Below are 16,394 nucleotides of genomic sequence, written 5' to 3'. Positions count from 1 at the left end.
AGCCCGCACTGTCTAGGTGCGGGCTTTTTTTTGTTTTTCCTGTACGCGTCAGCCCGCATCGTTACCTGTGGTAATGATGATGGTTGTAGTAATGGTGGTGATGCTGATGCGTTTCATGGATGTTGTGTACTCTGTAATTATTATCTGTCTGTGCTGTATTCTTTTAGGGTTAAAGGATCGGGCACCTTAAGTCAACGAATTTTTAATTTGATCACAATTCGGGAGACTCTCACGTCCCGCTGCTTGCAGATTTATTTTCATCCGATTCGCCCAAGTGCAACCCTTCTGGACAGACTTATTCGCCATAGTAAAAACTTATGGCAGTATTTTACTCGGCCAGTTTTTTTTCAATATCGTGCAGCAAACGGTGCAGCATTGCGGTGTCCCGCTGCTCAAGACGCCCCAACCGCTGCTGCAGCCAGTCAGCCATTTTTTGATCGTCGGCCACCCCCAGCTGAGATAACAGCTGCTCGACGCGTGCCCGCAGCGCAGCCAGCTGATTTTCATTTGCCCCTTCTGCCGGAGGCTGGGGGATTTGTATTAGGGAGGCTAATTGATAGCAGTAGACCATAACCGCCTGGCCTAAATTCAGAGAGGGGTAATCGGCTACCATCGGTGCACCGGTAAGAACGTCCGCCAGCTCCAGCTCTTCGTTGGTTAATCCGGAATCCTCGCGCCCAAACACCAGCGCCGCCTTATCCAGCCACTGGCTTTTCTCGCTCAGCATCGGCACCAGCTCCGCTGGCGTGGCATAGTAATGGAACTTCGCCCGGCTGCGCGCGGTGGTGGCAACGGTAAACGAAATGTCGTGCAGCGCATCAGCAAGCGTCGCGTAAGTGGTTATATTATCGAGAATATCGCCTGAACCATGTGCCACCCAACGCGCCGCAGGCTCCAGGTGGGCCGTGCTGTCCACGATACGTAAATCGGTAAAACCCATGGTCTTCATGGCACGCGCGGCAGCGCCTATATTTTCTGCTCTGGCCGGGGCAACCAGTACAATCGACAGATGCATTTATGCTCTCTTTTTAATCAGTTAGCGGGTAGAAATGTGATGCGCCTCAACATATTACGCAGCGCGAATTTACAAAATTGCAACACAAATCACCGAAATAGCGTTTCATAACAAATTAAAAACGCTAAACTATTCCTTGTCTGAACAATCAGTTAGAATGTTAACAGAACACTATTATCCCTATGTTTTATAATGATAATAGCGACATGAATACCCTATTCTGATTGGATTCGCTTCGTTTATAAATCAATGTCCGCAACTAGTTGGTTTATTGAAAAATTGTGACAAAGGCTAGCATTCGGCTACGATGATTTCATCAAACTGTTAACGTGCTACAATTGAACTTGATATATGTCAACGAAGCGTAGTTTTATTGGGTGTCTGGTGTCACTTAGCCTGTTATGTTGCTGTTAAAATGGTTAGGATGACAGCCGTTTTTGACACTGTCGGGTCCAAAGGGAAAGTACCCAAGACCAAGCTAATGATGTTGTTGACGTTGATGGAAAGTGCATCAAGAACGCAATTACGTACTTTAGTCACGTTAAGCCGATCATGTTAATTTGCGACATGCATCAGGCAGGTCAGGGACTTTTGTACTTCCTGTTTCGATTTAGTTGGCAATTTAGGTAGCAAACATGCAGACCCCGCACATTCTTATCGTTGAAGACGAGTTGGTAACACGCAACACGTTAAAGAGCATTTTCGAAGCAGAAGGCTACGATGTCTTTGAAGCGACCGATGGCGCAGAGATGCATCAGATCCTTTCTGAAAATGATATCAACCTGGTGATCATGGATATTAACCTGCCGGGCAAAAACGGTCTTCTTCTGGCGCGCGAACTGCGCGAGCAGGCGAACGTCGCGTTAATGTTCCTGACGGGCCGTGATAACGAAGTTGATAAAATTCTTGGCCTGGAAATCGGTGCGGATGACTACATCACCAAGCCGTTCAATCCTCGCGAGTTAACCATTCGTGCACGCAACCTGCTGTCCCGCACCATGAACCTGGGTACGGTCAGCGAAGAGCGTCGTAGCGTAGACAGCTACAAATTCAACGGCTGGGAACTTGATATCAATAGCCGTTCGCTGATTAGCCCGAACGGTGAGCAGTATAAACTGCCGCGCAGTGAATTCCGCGCGATGCTGCACTTCTGCGAAAACCCGGGCAAAATTCAGTCCCGTGCAGAGCTGCTGAAGAAAATGACCGGCCGTGAGCTGAAACCGCACGACCGTACCGTAGACGTGACCATCCGTCGTATTCGTAAGCATTTCGAATCTACGCCAGATACGCCGGAAATCATCGCCACGATCCACGGCGAAGGGTACCGTTTCTGCGGCGATCTGCAGGAGTAATCCCGCAGTCTACGCATTAAAAAACGGCGCATTTGCGCCGTTTTTTTTATTTCCAGATCCGCATCGTATCGTCATCCGGTGCGGCGGGTGGCTCAGGTCGCTTCGGCTGAGAGAGCGAGTACCAGTCGAAATGCCGGGTCAGGTACATCACGGCGAACAGCGCCAGCGCGAGAACCGCTGACCCCAACAGCAGCGCGCTGTCCTCCGAGCGCAGCAGGAACCACATCACCACATCCAGCCCGAGTAGCGCCAGCACAAACAGCCCGCTGCGCTTCCAGCTTTTCAGCACGGCCTGCAGGTACATTCCGTTCATCGCTGCGCCAACCAGGCTTGCAACAACCCAGGCTGGCGTAAACCCGACGTGTTCAGACAGCGCCAGCAGCACCAGATAGAACAGGACAAGCGACAGCCCCACCAGCAGATACTGCATCGGGTGAAGGCGTAATCCGGTTAAGGTTTCGAAGACAAAGAAGGCCATAAACGTCAGCGCAATCAGCAAAATGGCGTACTTGATCGCACGGTCGGTCAGCTGATACTGATCGGCGGGCGTGGCTACCGTGACGCTAAAGGCCGGGAGTGCCTCCCACTCCGGAGACTCCTTGTCGTAGAACCAGCTTTCAAGGTTATTTGCAAACCAGCTGCTCTGCCAGTTCGCCTGGAAACCGGACTCACCAATCTGATGCTTAACAGGGAGATAATCGCCCATAAAACCCGGATGCGGCCAGTTGCTGTTGAGCGTCATTTCGCTATTACGCCCTACCGGTACCACCGCAAAACTGCCGGTTCCCGCCAGGCTGAGGGACATCTCAAGCGCAAACGTTTTGGCTTCCAGCGCTTTGTCGGTCAGCGGGATGTGGATCCCTGCAAGCGCCCCGTAGACGCCTGAGCCGGGTTCCACGCTTAGCGTCTCACCGTTGATTTTAGAGATACTGACCGTGCCAATGCCCCGCGCGTCGCCAACGCCCGTCACGATAAACGGCTGCCCTGTCGCGATCGTTTCCCCTTTCAGCTGCTTCAGCTCTTCGGTATTAAACTGCGCTTTTATCTTCAGGTCAGTGTTCCAGATTTGCCCGTCGTAGATGCCAATATTGCGGGACTCCACGCGCTGGTTCCCTTCCACAACCAGAGATTCCGGCAGGATGAAGTGCATATAGCTTTTCTTGTACTCGACCTTCTTCTCGTCCTCTATCTTGTAAAAGATCTCCGTCATCGGAATCGCAATCATCGGACCGACCAGCTTTTGCGGTCCGCTGGTGCTCTGACGAAGCGTATTTTCGACATCGTTGCGGTAGCTCTCCCGCTCTGATATCAGGTTACTGACCATAAAAAGCGGGACTAACAGCAGCAGGATGCACCCCAGCAGGGTGCTTACTTTCCAGAACAGGGGGGATTTCATCATTACGTCTCCTTTGTGATGAGGAGAGCGTAACCAGGCCGTGTGGGGTCAGTTTGAAGCTATGTGAAGGGACGGTGAAGCGTCAGCGTGGCTATCACGCCGCCTTCATCACGATTACGCAACGTAATCTCTCCCTGATGCAGACGCGCCACCTCCTGGACAAACGCCAGCCCGAGTCCGCTGCTCTTCAACCCGTTCTCGCGCGGCAGGGAATAGAAGCGCTCAAAAATACGCTCCAGCGCGTAATCCGGGATCCCGCTTCCGCTGTCGGTGACGAGAAGCTGTATCTGCCCCTGCTCTTCCCGGGCCGCCAGTTCAATGGCGCCACCCTGCGGCGTAAAATCGATAGCGTTATCCAGCAAGTTACCGAGCGCCTGCTCGAGCAGGTCGGGATCGCCTTCAACATGAAGCGAAGCGGGCTGGAGGGTCAGCCCAATCTCTTTTGCCGCCAGCACCGCCGAGCGGGCGTCGGCAAGACGCGTAAACAGCAGGTCGACGCGGACGGTCTGAGGCATAATCTCGACCCGATTTTCCAGCCGCGCCTGGGTGAGCAGTTTTTCAACCAGCGACTGCATGCGCGCGTTTTGTACCAGAATATTATCGATAAACCGCGCGGCCACCTGCGGCGGCGGCTGCTCGGCGAGAATTTCCGCCGCGCCGCGTATGGCGGCAATGGGGCTTTTCAGCTCGTGGGTCAGCGCATGGACATAGTGTTCAATGTAGTTTTTCCCTTCCAGGCGAATGCGCATATTCTCCAGCGCCAGGGCCAGCTTGTGCAGTTCGCTGCTGCCAGGATTAGGCAGCGGGAGAGGCGAATCCGTGGTCACCGAGTCGGCATAGCGCGATAACGTACTGATAGAACGATTGATCCACCAGGCGACAAGAAGACCGATCAGCAGGGCAATGCCGAGCAGCGCCCCGCCTGCCCACAGGATCCGACGCTCGCTGCGATGGATAACCGGGGCCATCGCGCTGTTAGGTTTCCCGACCGACAGCACGCCGATAATCTTGCCCTGCTCCACAACCGGCGCGGCAACATACATCACCGTGCTCTCCGGATCGTCGGGATGGCTCTGGGTACTGCGCGCGCCGTATTCGCCGCGAAGCGTCAGCCAGACATCGTTCCAGCGTGAGTAATCTTGCCCCACGGCCAGACCGGCGGAATCAAATACCACTCTGCCCTGCGCATCGGTCATGTAGACGTGGTACTCGTTACGCACTTTATGAATCCCGCCGATATTGGCGCGGAAAGGGCGCTGATGAAGCTGAGAAAAGGCCTGCGCCAGTTTACCCTGCTGCGCATGACCCGAAAGCAAATCATCACGTCCAATTTCCGCCAGCAGGGTCGCGGTGTCGATCAACGTGCCCTCGGTTGCCCTGCGCACGCCGGGCTTTACTTCCTGAACAAAGATTGACAGCACAAACCACGCGGCGATGGCCACGATCAGGAAATACCCCAGCAATAGCCGCATCCCAATGCGCATCAGTAAAGACCCAGACTGTAGCCCATACCGCGATGGGTGCTGATGGGTGAAAGTTCCTCGTTCACCGCCCGCAGCTTGGCGCGCAGGGTTTTGATGTGGGTGTCCACGGTACGATCGAAGCTGTCGCCGTCTTCACCCCACACCTTGTCCATGAGCTGCTGACGAGAAAAGACCCGCCCGGGGGCCTGCAGCAAGGTTTTGAGCAGCAAGAATTCATAGCGGGTCAGGGGCAGTGCTTCCCCGCACCAGCTAATCCGCGCGGCAGGCTCGTTCAGTTCAAACTGCCCGATACGCAACGTCTCTGATGGCGCGGCGGATTTTTGCATACGCCGTAAAATCGTCCTTACCCGGGCGCAGACTTCACGAGGTGAGAAGGGTTTCGCAACGTAGTCATCAGCACCCATTTCCAGGCCAAGCAGCTTGTCTACCTCATCACTGCGCGCCGTCAGAAACAGCACGGGCAGCGAAGGATGCTGCGCCAGCAGCTGGCGGCAAAGCTCAAATCCACTGATGTCCGGCAGCCCGACGTCCAGAATAGCGAGCGCCGGAACCTGCCGCCGCGCCGCCTCCAGCACGGGTAAACCGCGTTCAAACGCCTTTACCGCGAATCCTTCCTGCTGAAGCATGTAGATCAGCGTATCGGCGATACTGGTTTCGTCTTCAACCAGCCAGACCACAGGTTGTTGCATGGTTCATCCCTGAATTAATGCCACGGCATAATCGGCACCGCGCTGATGGCGTTTTTCGGCGAGCCTTCCACCACTTTGTCAGAATAGGCGAGGTAAGCCAGGGTGTTGCGTTTGGCATCATAGAAACGTACCACCTGCAGCTTTTTAAACACCAGCGAGGTCCGTTTCTGGAATACCACGTCGCCCTGCGCTTTACCGTTTTTAATTTTATCGCTCAACTCAACCGGCCCCACCTGCTGACAGGAAATCGCCGCATCGGAGGTATCTTCCGCCAGCCCCAGCCCGCCTTTGATACCGCCCGTTTTCGCACGGCTGACGTAGCAGGTGACGTTTTTCACGTCCGGATCGTCAAACGCCTCCACCACGATTTTGTGGTCCGGGCCAAACATTTTGAACACGGTATCGACGGAGCCAATCTGTTCTGCCTGCGCCGCGTGCCCGACCATCAGCATCAACGCGGTGAAGATCAAAGTCTTGTATTTCATATTGTTACCATTCTTTAAAATTACACTGAGCGATTATTCAACACTTTAGACAAAAATGTAGCAAGATCACAGGATTAGAATATATCTGCCTGTAATGTGCTCTAAAAAGCATGAATGCGCAAAAAAAACACTGAATGCTAAAACATCAAAAAATGCTATTATCCGCTAACCTGTTATCAGGCACCTGCTGTTTTAAGGATGAGGATAGTATATGGATCAGGCTGGAATTATTCGCGACCTGCTCACCTGGCTGGAAGGTCATCTCGACCAGCCTTTGTCACTGGATAATGTGGCGGCTAAAGCAGGCTATTCCAAGTGGCATCTGCAAAGGATGTTCAAGGATGTCACCGGTCATGCTATCGGGGCCTATATTCGCGCACGTCGTTTATCTAAATCTGCGGTGGCACTGCGCCTGACCGCGCGGCCGATTCTGGATATTGCTCTGCAATATCGTTTCGATTCGCAGCAGACTTTCACCCGCGCCTTTAAAAAACAGTTCTCGTTGACGCCAGCGCTTTATCGTCGCTCGCCTGACTGGAGTTCGTTTGGCATGCGTCCGCCGCTGCGTCTGGGCGAGTTCGCGATGCCGAAATATGAGTTTGTCGCGCTGCCGGAAACCCATCTGATCGGCACAACCCAGAGCTACTCCTGTTCACTGGAGCAGATTTCTGAGTTCCGTCATCAGATGCGCGTCCAGTTCTGGCGCGACTTCCTGAGCCACGCACCGGCGATCCCGCCAATTCTGTATGGCCTCAACGAAACGCACCCAAGCCAGGAAAAAGACGACGAGCAGGAGGTGTTCTATACCACCGCGCTGACGCCAGAGATGGCCAATGGCTACATTCAGGGTTCGAAGCCTGTTGTGCTGGAAGGCGGCGAATACGTGATGTTCGCCTATGAAGGGCTGGGAACGGGGGTTCAGGAGTTTATCCTGACCGTTTACGGAACCTGCATGCCGATGCTGAATCTGAATCGCCGTAAGGGTCAGGACATTGAGCGCTACTACCCGGCGCAGGATGCCAAACCGGAAGAAGGCCCAATCAATCTGCGTATGGAATTCTTGATTCCGATACGTCGTTAACGCTGCAGTTCGTCAAGCGCAGGGGCATCAAGATGCGAAATGTCCCCTGCCATCTCCACTACCCAGCCCGACGCCAGCCACGCGCTTTCCTGATAATCAATTCGGGAAATGGAGCAGTTGCGCAGACGCAAACGGCGCTCAGCGTAAGCCGGTAACCCCAGAATGGTGCTCACCAGGCAACCCAACGCAATCCCGTGACTCACCAGCAGCGGACGGCTTCCCGCCGGAAGCTTCAGGCATTCCGCCAGTGCGGCATGCATGCGTACGCTGAGCTCCTGCATGGATTCGCCCTCAGGAATACGGCCATCTTCGGTACCGTTCACCAGCGTGCGGCGCCAGCCCTCTTCCGTTTCCGTCAGCGTATCGATATGGCGTTTTTCGAGCACGCCCATATCCAGCTCGCGCAGGCGCGGCTCAAGCATGACGTCACAGCCGCAGGCATCTGCGATGATGCGCGCCGTCTGCTGTGTGCGACCTAAATCGCTGGTGATCACGTGGGTAATGCCCAGCGTTCTGGCGCGTTCCGCCACCTGCCACGCTTGCTGCACACCCTTCTCAGTGAGAGGACTGTCTGACTGGCCTTGAATACGTCGCTCGGCGTTCCACTGCGTTTCACCGTGGCGAACAAGGTATACCTGTAACATGCTTTTTTTCCGTTATACTGCGATGAGTTTTTTTTTGAATCGAGCTTAATTATGCACCATGTTGTCTCTGCTACCACTAATCCTGCCAAAATTCAGGCAATTCTAAGGGCATTTGACGAGATCTTCGGCGCAGGATCCTGCCATATTGAGGCCATCGGCGTCGAGAGCGGCGTACCTGAACAGCCGTTTGGCAGCGAGGAAACGCGCGCTGGCGCACGAAATCGCGTGGCAAACGCTAAGGCCGCGGCACCGAATGCTGACTTTTGGGTAGCGATTGAAGCAGGTATCGACGAGGGAGCAACCTTTAGCTGGGTGGTCATCGAAAGCCGCGAGCAGCGCGGTGAAGCGCGTTCGGCCACCCTGCCGCTGCCGGAGATCATTCTGGAAAAAGTCCGTGCGGGTGAAGCGCTCGGGCCGGTGATGTCGCAGTACACCGGCATCGATGAGATTGGTCGTAAAGAAGGGGCGATTGGCGTCTTTACCGCAGGCGCGCTGACGCGTTCAGGCGTTTACCACCAGGCGGTGATTCTGGCGTTAAGCCCGTTCCATAACGCGATTTATCGGTAAGTTTCCAGGCCGGATAAGGCGTAGCCGTCATCCGGCGTTTTTCAGCAATACCGCTTCCAGCCACTGGCGCAGCTCAACCGGTGCCGACTTCAGGCTGTTCGAGCCGCGGGTGATCGTTGCGATACCCGCGCCGAGCTCGTTTTTCAGCTCGCGCTGGCTCATCTCGCCGCGCAGCAGCTCTTCAATGATCCGCACGCGCGTACCCAGCGCCTCACGCTCGTCCGGCGTGAGCATCAGCTGCATAAGGGGCAAGTGCAAATCCTGCTCGTAAGACTGACGCAGCAGCTCCACAAAACGAAGCCACTCCTGATGACGTTGTTCGGCCATTGCCGAGGAATACGGGGAATGCTGGGTCATGTTATGCTGCCTCTTGTACTCATTAGCGAGTACAGCATAACACAACCCGCGCCGATCAGTAACGTCTCTGCCACTCGGCATCGCTCATCAGGGTATCTTTCTGCCCCATGAAGTAGCGATAGTAGGCGTCATAGGCCAGCACGTTCTTCACGTAGCCGCGCGTTTCCGAGAACGGGATGCTCTCGACAAACGCCACGGCGTCGATGCGTCCGGCGCTGTTGCCGAGCCAGGTACGCACGCGTCCAGGCCCCGCGTTATACGCCGCCGAAGAGAAGATGCGGTTATTGCCGAACTGCTGATACACGTACTGGAGATAGCTGGTACCGATGTTGATGTTGGTATCCGGATCCAGGAGCTGTGACGGGCTGCTGTACCCCGGAATATTAAACATCTTCACCGTGTGCGTCGCCGTGCCCGGCATAATCTGCATCAGGCCGCTGGCGCCTACCGGGGAACGGACTTTCGGGTTCCAGGCGCTCTCCTGACGGGCGATCGCCATCGCGTAGCTTTGCGGGATATCTTTGCCGCTGGTATAGCGATCGAAAAGATCTTTATACGCCAGCGGGAAACGCTCTTCGAGATGATCCCAGAGCTTGCCGGCGATCGTCGCCTGCACGCTGAGATCCCACCAGTGATTATCAAACGCATAGCGGGCAAGCTGGGCTTTCTCGTCGGTGGTGCGGCTGGTCACCAGATTCGCCCACTCGCTGCGCGCGGTGTTATCCATATTCCAGTACATCAGCTCGCGAACGCGCGCCATTTCTGGCCCCTGCGTCAGCGCCGGGTTCGCGTTAGCGGGCGCTTTATCAATGCGGAAGGTGTACTCCTCGCCCAGACGCTGCGCGGCGGCCATCGGGTAGAACCCGCGCTGCTGCATCAGCGTATGTAGGATCTCTTTGGCTTCATCATCACGACCGCGCTCCATCAGCAGGTCGGCCTGCCAGTAGCGCCATTCGTCTTTCTCTTTGGCCTCCATTGGCAAGCGCGCGAGCCAGGTATTCAGCCCACGGCGATCTCCCGTGCCCAGCGCCATGCGCACGCGGCGTTCCACCAGCGACGTGGAGTTCGAACGCATAATGGCATCGTCACGCCAGCGCGCCTGTTCATCGGTCACATCGGTGCCCATCAGTCGCCACGCCACGATGTCGCGCAGCTCCTGGGTTTGCTCCTCATTGAGCTGCTGCGCCTGCACCAGTTGCGGGATCATCAGCCGCGCGTTTTCCACATCGTCACGCGCCACGCTGGCAAAGGCCACCGCCGCCATCTGGCGGGTAAAATCGGTCGCGCCCGTACTGCGGGCAAAGGTCAGCACGCTGTTTGGATCGTTAGCCAGCGAGATAACCGCGGTGGAGATCGTCTGATAATCGGACGGCATCTGCCCCGCCAGCGTGGTCACCAGACGCGTGTTACCGGCTTTCATCGCCAGACGGATACGCTCGAGGTAGGACAGCGGATCCTGCTTGCCGGAAGCGCGCCATGCGCCGAACAGGGAATCACAGGCGTTCGGCTGGCTTTTCCCGGTCAGCCAGAGCTCTTTCGCCCCGGCCCAGGCCTCTTCCTGCTGGCCGGTCGCCCATTTCGCGTAGTAATAGTTACACTGGGCTTCGGTGGCGTTCGGCTTTTCAGGGCTAAACGCCAGCAGTCCGCGCCAGTCTTCGCGACGCGCCAGCTCATTCACAAAGCGAGACTGGAGATTTCGGGCAGGCGGCAGGGTTGGGTTCGCCTGAATGAAGTTATTCACGGTGACGGTAGGCTGGTTCATCAGATCGTCGGTTATCTGGCGATACTCCAGATACGGATACAGCGGATAATCCTTTAGCGTCGGCATCAGCGCCTGCACGGTATCCATCTGCTTGTTGTCCCACGCCTGTTTAATCTGGGCGTAGCGGTTACGTTGTTCATCCAGTGAATCGGCATGCACCGCCTGGCTTACCGCCATTACGCATACGCTGGCAGCCAGCAGACGCCAGACCACCCGTTTGGCTTTTTCCACAAGCTCTTCCTCATTGTTTTTTCGTCAATTGCAGCGTCTTGCCACGTCAAAGTCTAATTAACTTATGCTAACCAGGCATCCTTCAACGCGCCACGTCATGGACACTTTTTTACCTTTCTTGCGCGTTTTAACACTCCCGACGTTCCTGGCTGGGATTAGGACGTGAAAAAGGCTACACTTCGAGGCTGAAATTCCTTCTCATTACGATAAAAGAGGCGAAGTCCAACGTGGCTCAATTCGTTTATACCATGCATCGTGTCGGCAAAGTTGTCCCGCCGAAACGTCATATTCTTAAAAATATCTCGCTGAGCTTCTTCCCGGGCGCAAAAATCGGTGTTCTGGGTCTCAACGGTGCCGGTAAGTCCACCCTGCTGCGCATCATGGCCGGGATTGATACAGACATCGAAGGTGAAGCCCGTCCGCAGCCTGGCATCAAGATTGGTTACCTGCCGCAGGAACCTCAGCTGAACCCGGAACACACCGTTCGCGAATCCGTTGAAGAAGCGGTTTCCGAAGTGGTTAACGCGCTGAAAGGTCTGGATGAAGTGTATGCCAAATACGCCGAACCAGATGCGGACTTCGACAAGCTGGCCGCGCAGCAGGGCAAGTATGAAGAGATCATCCAGGCGCACGACGGTCACAACCTGAACGTGCAGCTGGAGCGCGCGGCTGACGCCCTGCGTCTGCCGGACTGGGATGCGAAAATCGCTAACCTCTCCGGTGGTGAACGCCGTCGCGTGGCGCTGTGCCGCCTGCTGCTGGAAAAACCAGACATGCTGCTGCTCGACGAACCGACTAACCACCTGGATGCGGAATCCGTGGCGTGGCTGGAACGCTTCCTGCACGACTTCGAAGGCACCGTTGTGGCGATTACCCACGACCGTTACTTCCTCGACAACGTCGCTGGCTGGATCCTCGAGCTGGACCGCGGCGAAGGTATTCCGTGGGAAGGCAACTACTCCTCCTGGCTGGAGCAGAAAGATCAGCGTCTGGCGCAGGAAGCTTCCCAGGAAGCGGCGCGTCGCAAGTCTATTGAGAAAGAGCTGGAATGGGTGCGTCAGGGCGCGAAAGGCCGTCAGTCTAAGGGCAAAGCCCGTCTGGCACGCTTCGAAGAGCTGAACAACACCGAATACCAGAAACGTAACGAAACCAACGAACTGTTTATTCCGCCTGGAGCACGTCTGGGGGATAAAGTGGTTGAAGTCAGCAACCTGCGCAAGTCTTACGGCGACCGCCTGCTGATCGACGACCTGAGCTTCTCCGTACCGAAAGGCGCTATCGTTGGCATCATCGGTCCGAACGGCGCGGGTAAATCGACCCTGTTCCGCATGATGTCCGGTCAGGAACAGCCTGACAGCGGCTCTATCACCCTGGGTGAAACCGTGAAGCTGGCCTCCGTTGACCAGTTCCGTGACGCGATGGATAACAGCAAAACCGTGTGGGAAGAAGTCTCCGGCGGTCTGGATATCATGCGTATCGGCAACACCGAGATGCCAAGCCGCGCCTACGTTGGCCGCTTTAACTTCAAAGGCACCGACCAGGGCAAACGCGTGGGCGAGCTGTCCGGCGGTGAACGCGGTCGTCTGCACCTGGCGAAGCTGCTGCAGGTTGGCGGTAACGTTCTGCTGCTCGATGAACCAACCAACGACCTGGACATTGAAACCCTGCGCGCGCTGGAAAACGCCCTGCTGGAGTTCCCGGGCTGCACGATGGTTATCTCGCACGACCGCTGGTTCCTGGACCGTATCGCGACCCACATCCTGGACTACCAGGACGAAGGTAAAGTGGAGTTCTTCGAAGGTAACTTCACCGAATACGAAGAGTACAAAAAACGCACGCTGGGCGCCGACGCGCTGGAGCCGAAGCGTATTAAGTACAAGCGTATTGCGAAATAAAAGCAAAACGGCAACTTCGGTTGCCGTTTTTTATGTTTGTTCCCTCTCCCCGTGGGAGAGGGCCAGGGTGAGGGCATCAGGCCGCACACTTTGTAGGCCGGGTAAGGCGAAGCCGCCACCCGGCTTTTTTATTTGCCCACGTAATACCGCTTCACCTCATCGAACTGCATCGCAAACTCGATATAGCTCATCAGCGCGGGCGAGTTCAGCTTGCGGCTCGGGTAGGCCAGCCACAGATCGTTACCTTCAACATTCCACTCCGGCAGCACCTGAACCAGCGCACCTTTTTCGATCTTATCCTCCAGCAGAAACGCGGGTAAGAGCGTGATCCCCGCACCGGCAATCGCACACTCGCGGGCGTATACCAGATTATCGGTCATGTGTGCGTTATCCGGCAGGTAGCGGTAATCCTCGCTCTCGCTTCGCAGAAGCCACTCCGACCACGCCCGGTGCGTAATGCAACGATGATCCACCAGTTGACGGGGATGAATTAACGGCTCCCGACGCGCCAGATAGTCCGGCGAGGCCAGCATATAACGCGGGCAGTGTCCGATCATCCGGCCAATCAGTGAGGAGTCCTGCGGCTTGCCGGTACGCAGCGCCACGTCAAACCCGGCCTCGACCAGATCCACCACGTCATCAGAGATCGACACATCCAGCGAAACGTCAGGATAGCGAAGCTGGAACTCGGCATTCATATGCGCCAGCAGCGTCGCCCCTATCCCCGCCGGGCAGGTGATCCGCAGCCGCCCGCTCGGGTTTTCGCGCAGTCGCTGGATGGCATACTCCGCCCGCTCGCTGGCCGCCAGCATCTCACGACAGTGCACCAGATAGTGCTCGCCCGCAAACGTGAGGCTGATCCTGCGCGTGGTGCGGTTGAGCAGGCGGATCCCCACCTGCTGCTCCAGCTGGCTAATTCGCTGGCTAACGCTGGATTTCGGCAGTTCGGCCTTCTGCGCCGCTGCGGTAAAGCTGCCCATCTCCGCCACCAGCGCGAACAGCGCCATATCCTGCAGCTGTTTAAACATGATTGTTCATCCTGTACGAACGCTGAGTTCTTGATTGTCCATCTTATCACGCAGCTGTCCACTTTATAGACTAGCCTCAACAAAACGCATTCCATTGAGGAGCACACCATGTCTGTTAAAGCCATCGCCGTTAACCCAGAAAATCCGTCCACCTTCATTGAAATCACCCCGCCGATGCCGCAACCCGGCGAGCACGATCTGCTGGTGGAGGTGAAGGCCGTTTCCATTAACCCGGTCGATACCAAAGTCCACGCGGGCATTGCCAAAAGCGGGCTGAAAGATCCGCGCATTCTCGGGTGGGACGCCAGCGGGATCGTCAAAGCCGTTGGGGCTGGCGTCACCGGATTCAAACCAGGTGACGAAGTATGGTACGCGGGCGATATCACCCGCCCGGGCAGCAACACCACGCATCAGCTGATCGATGCGCGCATTGTCGGGCGCAAGCCTGCCAGTCTCGGCTGGGCGGCTGCCGCCGCACTGCCCTTAACCGCGCTTACCGCGTGGGAAGGCCTGTTTGAACGGCTGAACATTCAGGATGCCGGGGCGGACAAAACGCTGCTGATCATCGGCGGCGCGGGCGGCGTAGGATCGCTGGCGATCCCGTTTGCGAAGCACAACAGCAAGGTGAAAATCATCGCAACCGCTTCACGAGAAGATTCCGCCCGGTGGTGCCGCGAGCGCGGGGCTGACGTGGTCGTCAACTACCGTGACCTGAAAGGCGAGCTGGCGAAACACGGGCTCACCTTTGTGGATTATATTTTCATCCTCAACGACACCGACGGGCACTGGGATGCGGTCAGCGAACTGATTGCGCCGCAGGGGCATATCTGCTCCATCGTTGAGAATGAACGTCCGCTGAACCAGGACAAGCTGAAGTCCAAATCCGCCGCGCTGCACTGGGAGTTTATGTATACCCGCAGCATGTACCAGACGGCAGATATGGCGCGTCAGGGGGAGATCCTCAATGAGGTGGCCAAGCTGGTGGATAACGGTGTGGTGGAAAGTTCGCTGAGTGAAACGCTGCACGGGCTGAGCGTGGAAAGCATTACCGAGGCGCACCGTAAGGTGCTGGAGGGGCATATGCGGGGGAAAGTGGTGGTTGAGTATTGAGTGGTTTGTTTCCCCTCACCCTAACCCTCTCCCCATAGGGGAGAGGGGATAGCACGGAGCCGTCTTTAACCCTGCTCCCCCATCATCTCCTTCACCAGCTCGACGCAGCGCAGGAAACGGGAGTCGTAGTCCGACTCTTCCACATGCACAAACTCAACGTTGTTCTCATTGAGCATCTCCACCAGCATGGTCTGAAACTCTCGCCTGTCCACCGAGCTGCCGAGGCTGCGCATGCCGTCAGCCACCCACGGGGTGTTGTTCTCCAGCAGGATCACCAGGTCAAAGCGGTATTCGTCAATCAGCGCCTGCACGAACGGGTGCTCGCGCCCTTCGTATTTTTTACAGAACGCCTGCGTGGTGACGAAATCGGTATCGATAAACGCCACTTTATTAGCGTATTTCACCGCAAAATCAATGTACTGGGCGTGTCCGAGCGCAATTTTGTCATAGTCGGAATACTGCAGTGCCATCTCGTCGCCGCCGAGGTGCGAGAAGACATAATCGCGGCCATACTCCCACGCGCTGGTGGTGTTGAAGATGTTCGCCAGCTTGTTGACCAGCGTCGATTTACCACTCGACTCGCCGCCCAGAATAGCTACCGTGCGCACGAAGAACGGCTTCACTTCGGTCGGAATGTAATCCCAGTAGCGGAACGGGTTTTCGCGGATCTGCGCCCCGCTGATGTTCATAAAGGTGCGTTTCGGATCGATCAGCACCGTCTCGATGCCCAGATGCTCGCGGAACTGCGGCGCGTCGGACTCTTCAGAGGTGTAGATCCAGTTCGGCGCAATGCCCTTCTCTTCCATAAACGCTTTGATGCCGTTGCTCCACACGTCCCAGCCGTGCGGATACGGCTCCATGCCCTCTTCGTTAAAGGCATGAATACGAATATTTTTCTGATACTTAAAGGTCTGGAGCAGCCAGCGCAGGCGGTCCGGCACGGTCGGCTGTTGCGACATGGCGCTGTCTTCGAACAGCTGACGGTCGCGGGTTTCGTCGTAGCCCATAATGATGTGCAGCTCGTCAACCTGGCTACAGGCGCGCTGGATCAGATAGATATGCCCGGTATGCAGCGGGTAAAACTTGCCGAACACCACGCCGATGTTCTTTTGCATACGCGGGAATTCCAGCCCCAGAAAGCGGTGCAGCGCTTCGAGCTTCTGCGCGCTGGGGCTTTTGATTTTGGCGTTCAGCAGCTGGCTCAGGTAGCCTTTGGTCATGCCGCTGGCATCCGCCACCTGCTGCAGCGTGCAGCCCTTCTGGCGGATTGCGGTCTTGATATAGTCAAATGATGACAT

Annotated in this window: 17 protein-coding genes and 1 other annotated feature (1 of these 18 only partly in view); of the genes, 5 read left to right on the top strand and 12 right to left on the bottom strand. The window is 56.2% G+C overall.

What is annotated here, in order from left to right:
• Positions 1 to 110: a sequence feature (Thr leader region), on the bottom strand; it reaches 8 nt to the left of the window's first position.
• The 3 genes from thrL to yjjY all read right to left on the bottom strand — a co-directional run bounded on the left by thrL (position 49) and on the right by yjjY (position 1,555).
• On the bottom strand, positions 49 to 117 hold the full coding sequence (gene thrL, locus GVO84_RS03410; RefSeq protein WP_015572623.1) for a thr operon leader peptide: 69 nt from the start codon (positions 115 to 117) through the stop codon (positions 49 to 51). It overlaps the preceding feature by 62 nt.
• A gap of 211 nt (positions 118 to 328) precedes the next feature.
• Complete coding sequence (locus tag GVO84_RS03405) at positions 329 to 1,015, bottom strand: tRNA/rRNA methyltransferase (protein WP_029740855.1); 687 nt, start codon at positions 1,013 to 1,015, stop codon at positions 329 to 331.
• A gap of 399 nt (positions 1,016 to 1,414) precedes the next feature.
• A complete protein-coding gene (gene yjjY, locus GVO84_RS03400; RefSeq protein ID WP_085928893.1) occupies positions 1,415 to 1,555 on the bottom strand; it encodes a protein YjjY in 141 nt (46 codons plus the stop codon).
• Positions 1,556 to 1,650: 95 nt separating this feature from the next.
• Between yjjY and arcA the strand changes: the two genes are divergently transcribed.
• On the top strand, positions 1,651 to 2,367 hold the full coding sequence (gene arcA / locus GVO84_RS03395; RefSeq protein WP_003856501.1) for a two-component system response regulator ArcA: 717 nt from the start codon (positions 1,651 to 1,653) through the stop codon (positions 2,365 to 2,367).
• 46 nt (positions 2,368 to 2,413) lie between these two features.
• Here arcA and creD read toward each other — a convergent pair whose 3' ends face one another.
• The 4 genes from creD to creA are packed head-to-tail and all read right to left on the bottom strand — an operon-like array spanning position 2,414 to position 6,421.
• Positions 2,414 to 3,766, bottom strand: a complete 1,353-nt coding sequence (creD, locus tag GVO84_RS03390; RefSeq protein WP_059347196.1) for a cell envelope integrity protein CreD — start codon at positions 3,764 to 3,766, stop codon at positions 2,414 to 2,416.
• A 56-nt stretch (positions 3,767 to 3,822) separates the two neighbouring features.
• On the bottom strand, positions 3,823 to 5,247 hold the full coding sequence (creC, locus tag GVO84_RS03385; protein ID WP_159515482.1) for a two-component system sensor histidine kinase CreC: 1,425 nt from the start codon (positions 5,245 to 5,247) through the stop codon (positions 3,823 to 3,825).
• Positions 5,247 to 5,936 carry a two-component system response regulator CreB gene (gene creB, locus GVO84_RS03380; protein ID WP_159515481.1) on the bottom strand — a complete coding sequence of 230 codons (690 nt, stop codon included), beginning with the start codon at positions 5,934 to 5,936 and terminating at the stop codon, positions 5,247 to 5,249. Before creB ends, creC begins: the two co-directional genes overlap by 1 nt.
• 14 nt (positions 5,937 to 5,950) lie before the next feature.
• The gene (gene creA / locus GVO84_RS03375) at positions 5,951 to 6,421 is read right to left on the bottom strand and encodes a protein CreA (protein ID WP_121424986.1); all 471 of its coding nucleotides are present in this window, start codon (positions 6,419 to 6,421) and stop codon (positions 5,951 to 5,953) included.
• Positions 6,422 to 6,632: 211 nt separating this feature from the next.
• Between creA and robA the strand changes: the two genes are divergently transcribed.
• Positions 6,633 to 7,502, top strand: a complete 870-nt coding sequence (gene robA, locus GVO84_RS03370) for an MDR efflux pump AcrAB transcriptional activator RobA (RefSeq protein WP_159515480.1) — start codon at positions 6,633 to 6,635, stop codon at positions 7,500 to 7,502.
• On the opposite strand, the gene gpmB is transcribed toward robA, so the two are convergent.
• Positions 7,499 to 8,146 (bottom strand): 2,3-diphosphoglycerate-dependent phosphoglycerate mutase GpmB, encoded by a 648-nt coding sequence (gpmB, locus tag GVO84_RS03365; RefSeq protein WP_008502057.1) that lies wholly within the window; start codon positions 8,144 to 8,146, stop codon positions 7,499 to 7,501. The genes robA and gpmB overlap by 4 nt on opposite strands.
• A gap of 51 nt (positions 8,147 to 8,197) precedes the next feature.
• Here gpmB and yjjX point away from each other — a divergent pair, with 51 nt between their 5' ends.
• Positions 8,198 to 8,713, top strand: a complete 516-nt coding sequence (gene yjjX / locus GVO84_RS03360) for an inosine/xanthosine triphosphatase (protein ID WP_023334447.1) — start codon at positions 8,198 to 8,200, stop codon at positions 8,711 to 8,713.
• Between the two features lie 27 nt (positions 8,714 to 8,740).
• On the opposite strand, the gene trpR is transcribed toward yjjX, so the two are convergent.
• Complete coding sequence (gene trpR, locus GVO84_RS03355; protein ID WP_010427104.1) at positions 8,741 to 9,070, bottom strand: trp operon repressor; 330 nt, start codon at positions 9,068 to 9,070, stop codon at positions 8,741 to 8,743.
• Positions 9,071 to 9,125: 55 nt separating this feature from the next.
• Entirely contained in the window at positions 9,126 to 11,063 is a 1,938-nt protein-coding gene (sltY, locus tag GVO84_RS03350; protein WP_159515479.1) for a murein transglycosylase, read from the bottom strand.
• A 227-nt stretch (positions 11,064 to 11,290) separates the two neighbouring features.
• On the opposite strand from sltY, the gene ettA reads away from it, so the two are divergent.
• A complete protein-coding gene (gene ettA, locus GVO84_RS03345) occupies positions 11,291 to 12,958 on the top strand; it encodes an energy-dependent translational throttle protein EttA (protein ID WP_159515478.1) in 1,668 nt (555 codons plus the stop codon).
• Positions 12,959 to 13,086: 128 nt separating this feature from the next.
• Here the strand turns inward: ettA and GVO84_RS03340 are convergent, their stop codons facing one another.
• Positions 13,087 to 13,986, bottom strand: coding sequence for a LysR family transcriptional regulator (locus tag GVO84_RS03340; RefSeq protein ID WP_121424983.1), 900 nt, complete (start codon positions 13,984 to 13,986; stop codon positions 13,087 to 13,089).
• Positions 13,987 to 14,094: 108 nt separating this feature from the next.
• Here GVO84_RS03340 and GVO84_RS03335 point away from each other — a divergent pair, with 108 nt between their 5' ends.
• Positions 14,095 to 15,096, top strand: a complete 1,002-nt coding sequence (locus tag GVO84_RS03335) for a zinc-binding alcohol dehydrogenase family protein (protein WP_121424982.1) — start codon at positions 14,095 to 14,097, stop codon at positions 15,094 to 15,096.
• A gap of 65 nt (positions 15,097 to 15,161) precedes the next feature.
• Here the strand turns inward: GVO84_RS03335 and nadR are convergent, their stop codons facing one another.
• Positions 15,162 to 16,394, bottom strand: coding sequence for a multifunctional transcriptional regulator/nicotinamide-nucleotide adenylyltransferase/ribosylnicotinamide kinase NadR (nadR, locus tag GVO84_RS03330; protein WP_015572616.1), 1,233 nt, complete (start codon positions 16,392 to 16,394; stop codon positions 15,162 to 15,164).

Origin of the sequence: Enterobacter sp. SM3 (assembly GCF_009811935.2) — a bacterium.
Taxonomy (GTDB): Bacteria; Pseudomonadota; Gammaproteobacteria; order Enterobacterales; family Enterobacteriaceae; genus Enterobacter; species Enterobacter asburiae_D.
Note: the sequence above shows the minus strand (reverse complement) of the source record. Positions and strands in the feature narration are given on the sequence as shown.

Coding starts and splice junctions, on each gene's coding strand:
- GVO84_RS03405 (WP_029740855.1), bottom strand. CDS start 1,015: ATGCATCTGTCGATTGTACTGGTTGCCCCGGCCAGAGCAGAAAATATA.
- arcA (WP_003856501.1), top strand. CDS start 1,651: ATGCAGACCCCGCACATTCTTATCGTTGAAGACGAGTTGGTAACACGC.
- creD (WP_059347196.1), bottom strand. CDS start 3,766: ATGATGAAATCCCCCCTGTTCTGGAAAGTAAGCACCCTGCTGGGGTGC.
- creC (WP_159515482.1), bottom strand. CDS start 5,247: ATGCGCATTGGGATGCGGCTATTGCTGGGGTATTTCCTGATCGTGGCC.
- creB (WP_159515481.1), bottom strand. CDS start 5,936: ATGCAACAACCTGTGGTCTGGCTGGTTGAAGACGAAACCAGTATCGCC.
- creA (WP_121424986.1), bottom strand. CDS start 6,421: ATGAAATACAAGACTTTGATCTTCACCGCGTTGATGCTGATGGTCGGG.
- robA (WP_159515480.1), top strand. CDS start 6,633: ATGGATCAGGCTGGAATTATTCGCGACCTGCTCACCTGGCTGGAAGGT.
- gpmB (WP_008502057.1), bottom strand. CDS start 8,146: ATGTTACAGGTATACCTTGTTCGCCACGGTGAAACGCAGTGGAACGCC.
- yjjX (WP_023334447.1), top strand. CDS start 8,198: ATGCACCATGTTGTCTCTGCTACCACTAATCCTGCCAAAATTCAGGCA.
- trpR (WP_010427104.1), bottom strand. CDS start 9,070: ATGACCCAGCATTCCCCGTATTCCTCGGCAATGGCCGAACAACGTCAT.
- GVO84_RS03340 (WP_121424983.1), bottom strand. CDS start 13,986: ATGTTTAAACAGCTGCAGGATATGGCGCTGTTCGCGCTGGTGGCGGAG.
- GVO84_RS03335 (WP_121424982.1), top strand. CDS start 14,095: ATGTCTGTTAAAGCCATCGCCGTTAACCCAGAAAATCCGTCCACCTTC.
- nadR (WP_015572616.1), bottom strand. CDS start 16,394: ATGTCATCATTTGACTATATCAAGACCGCAATCCGCCAGAAGGGCTGC.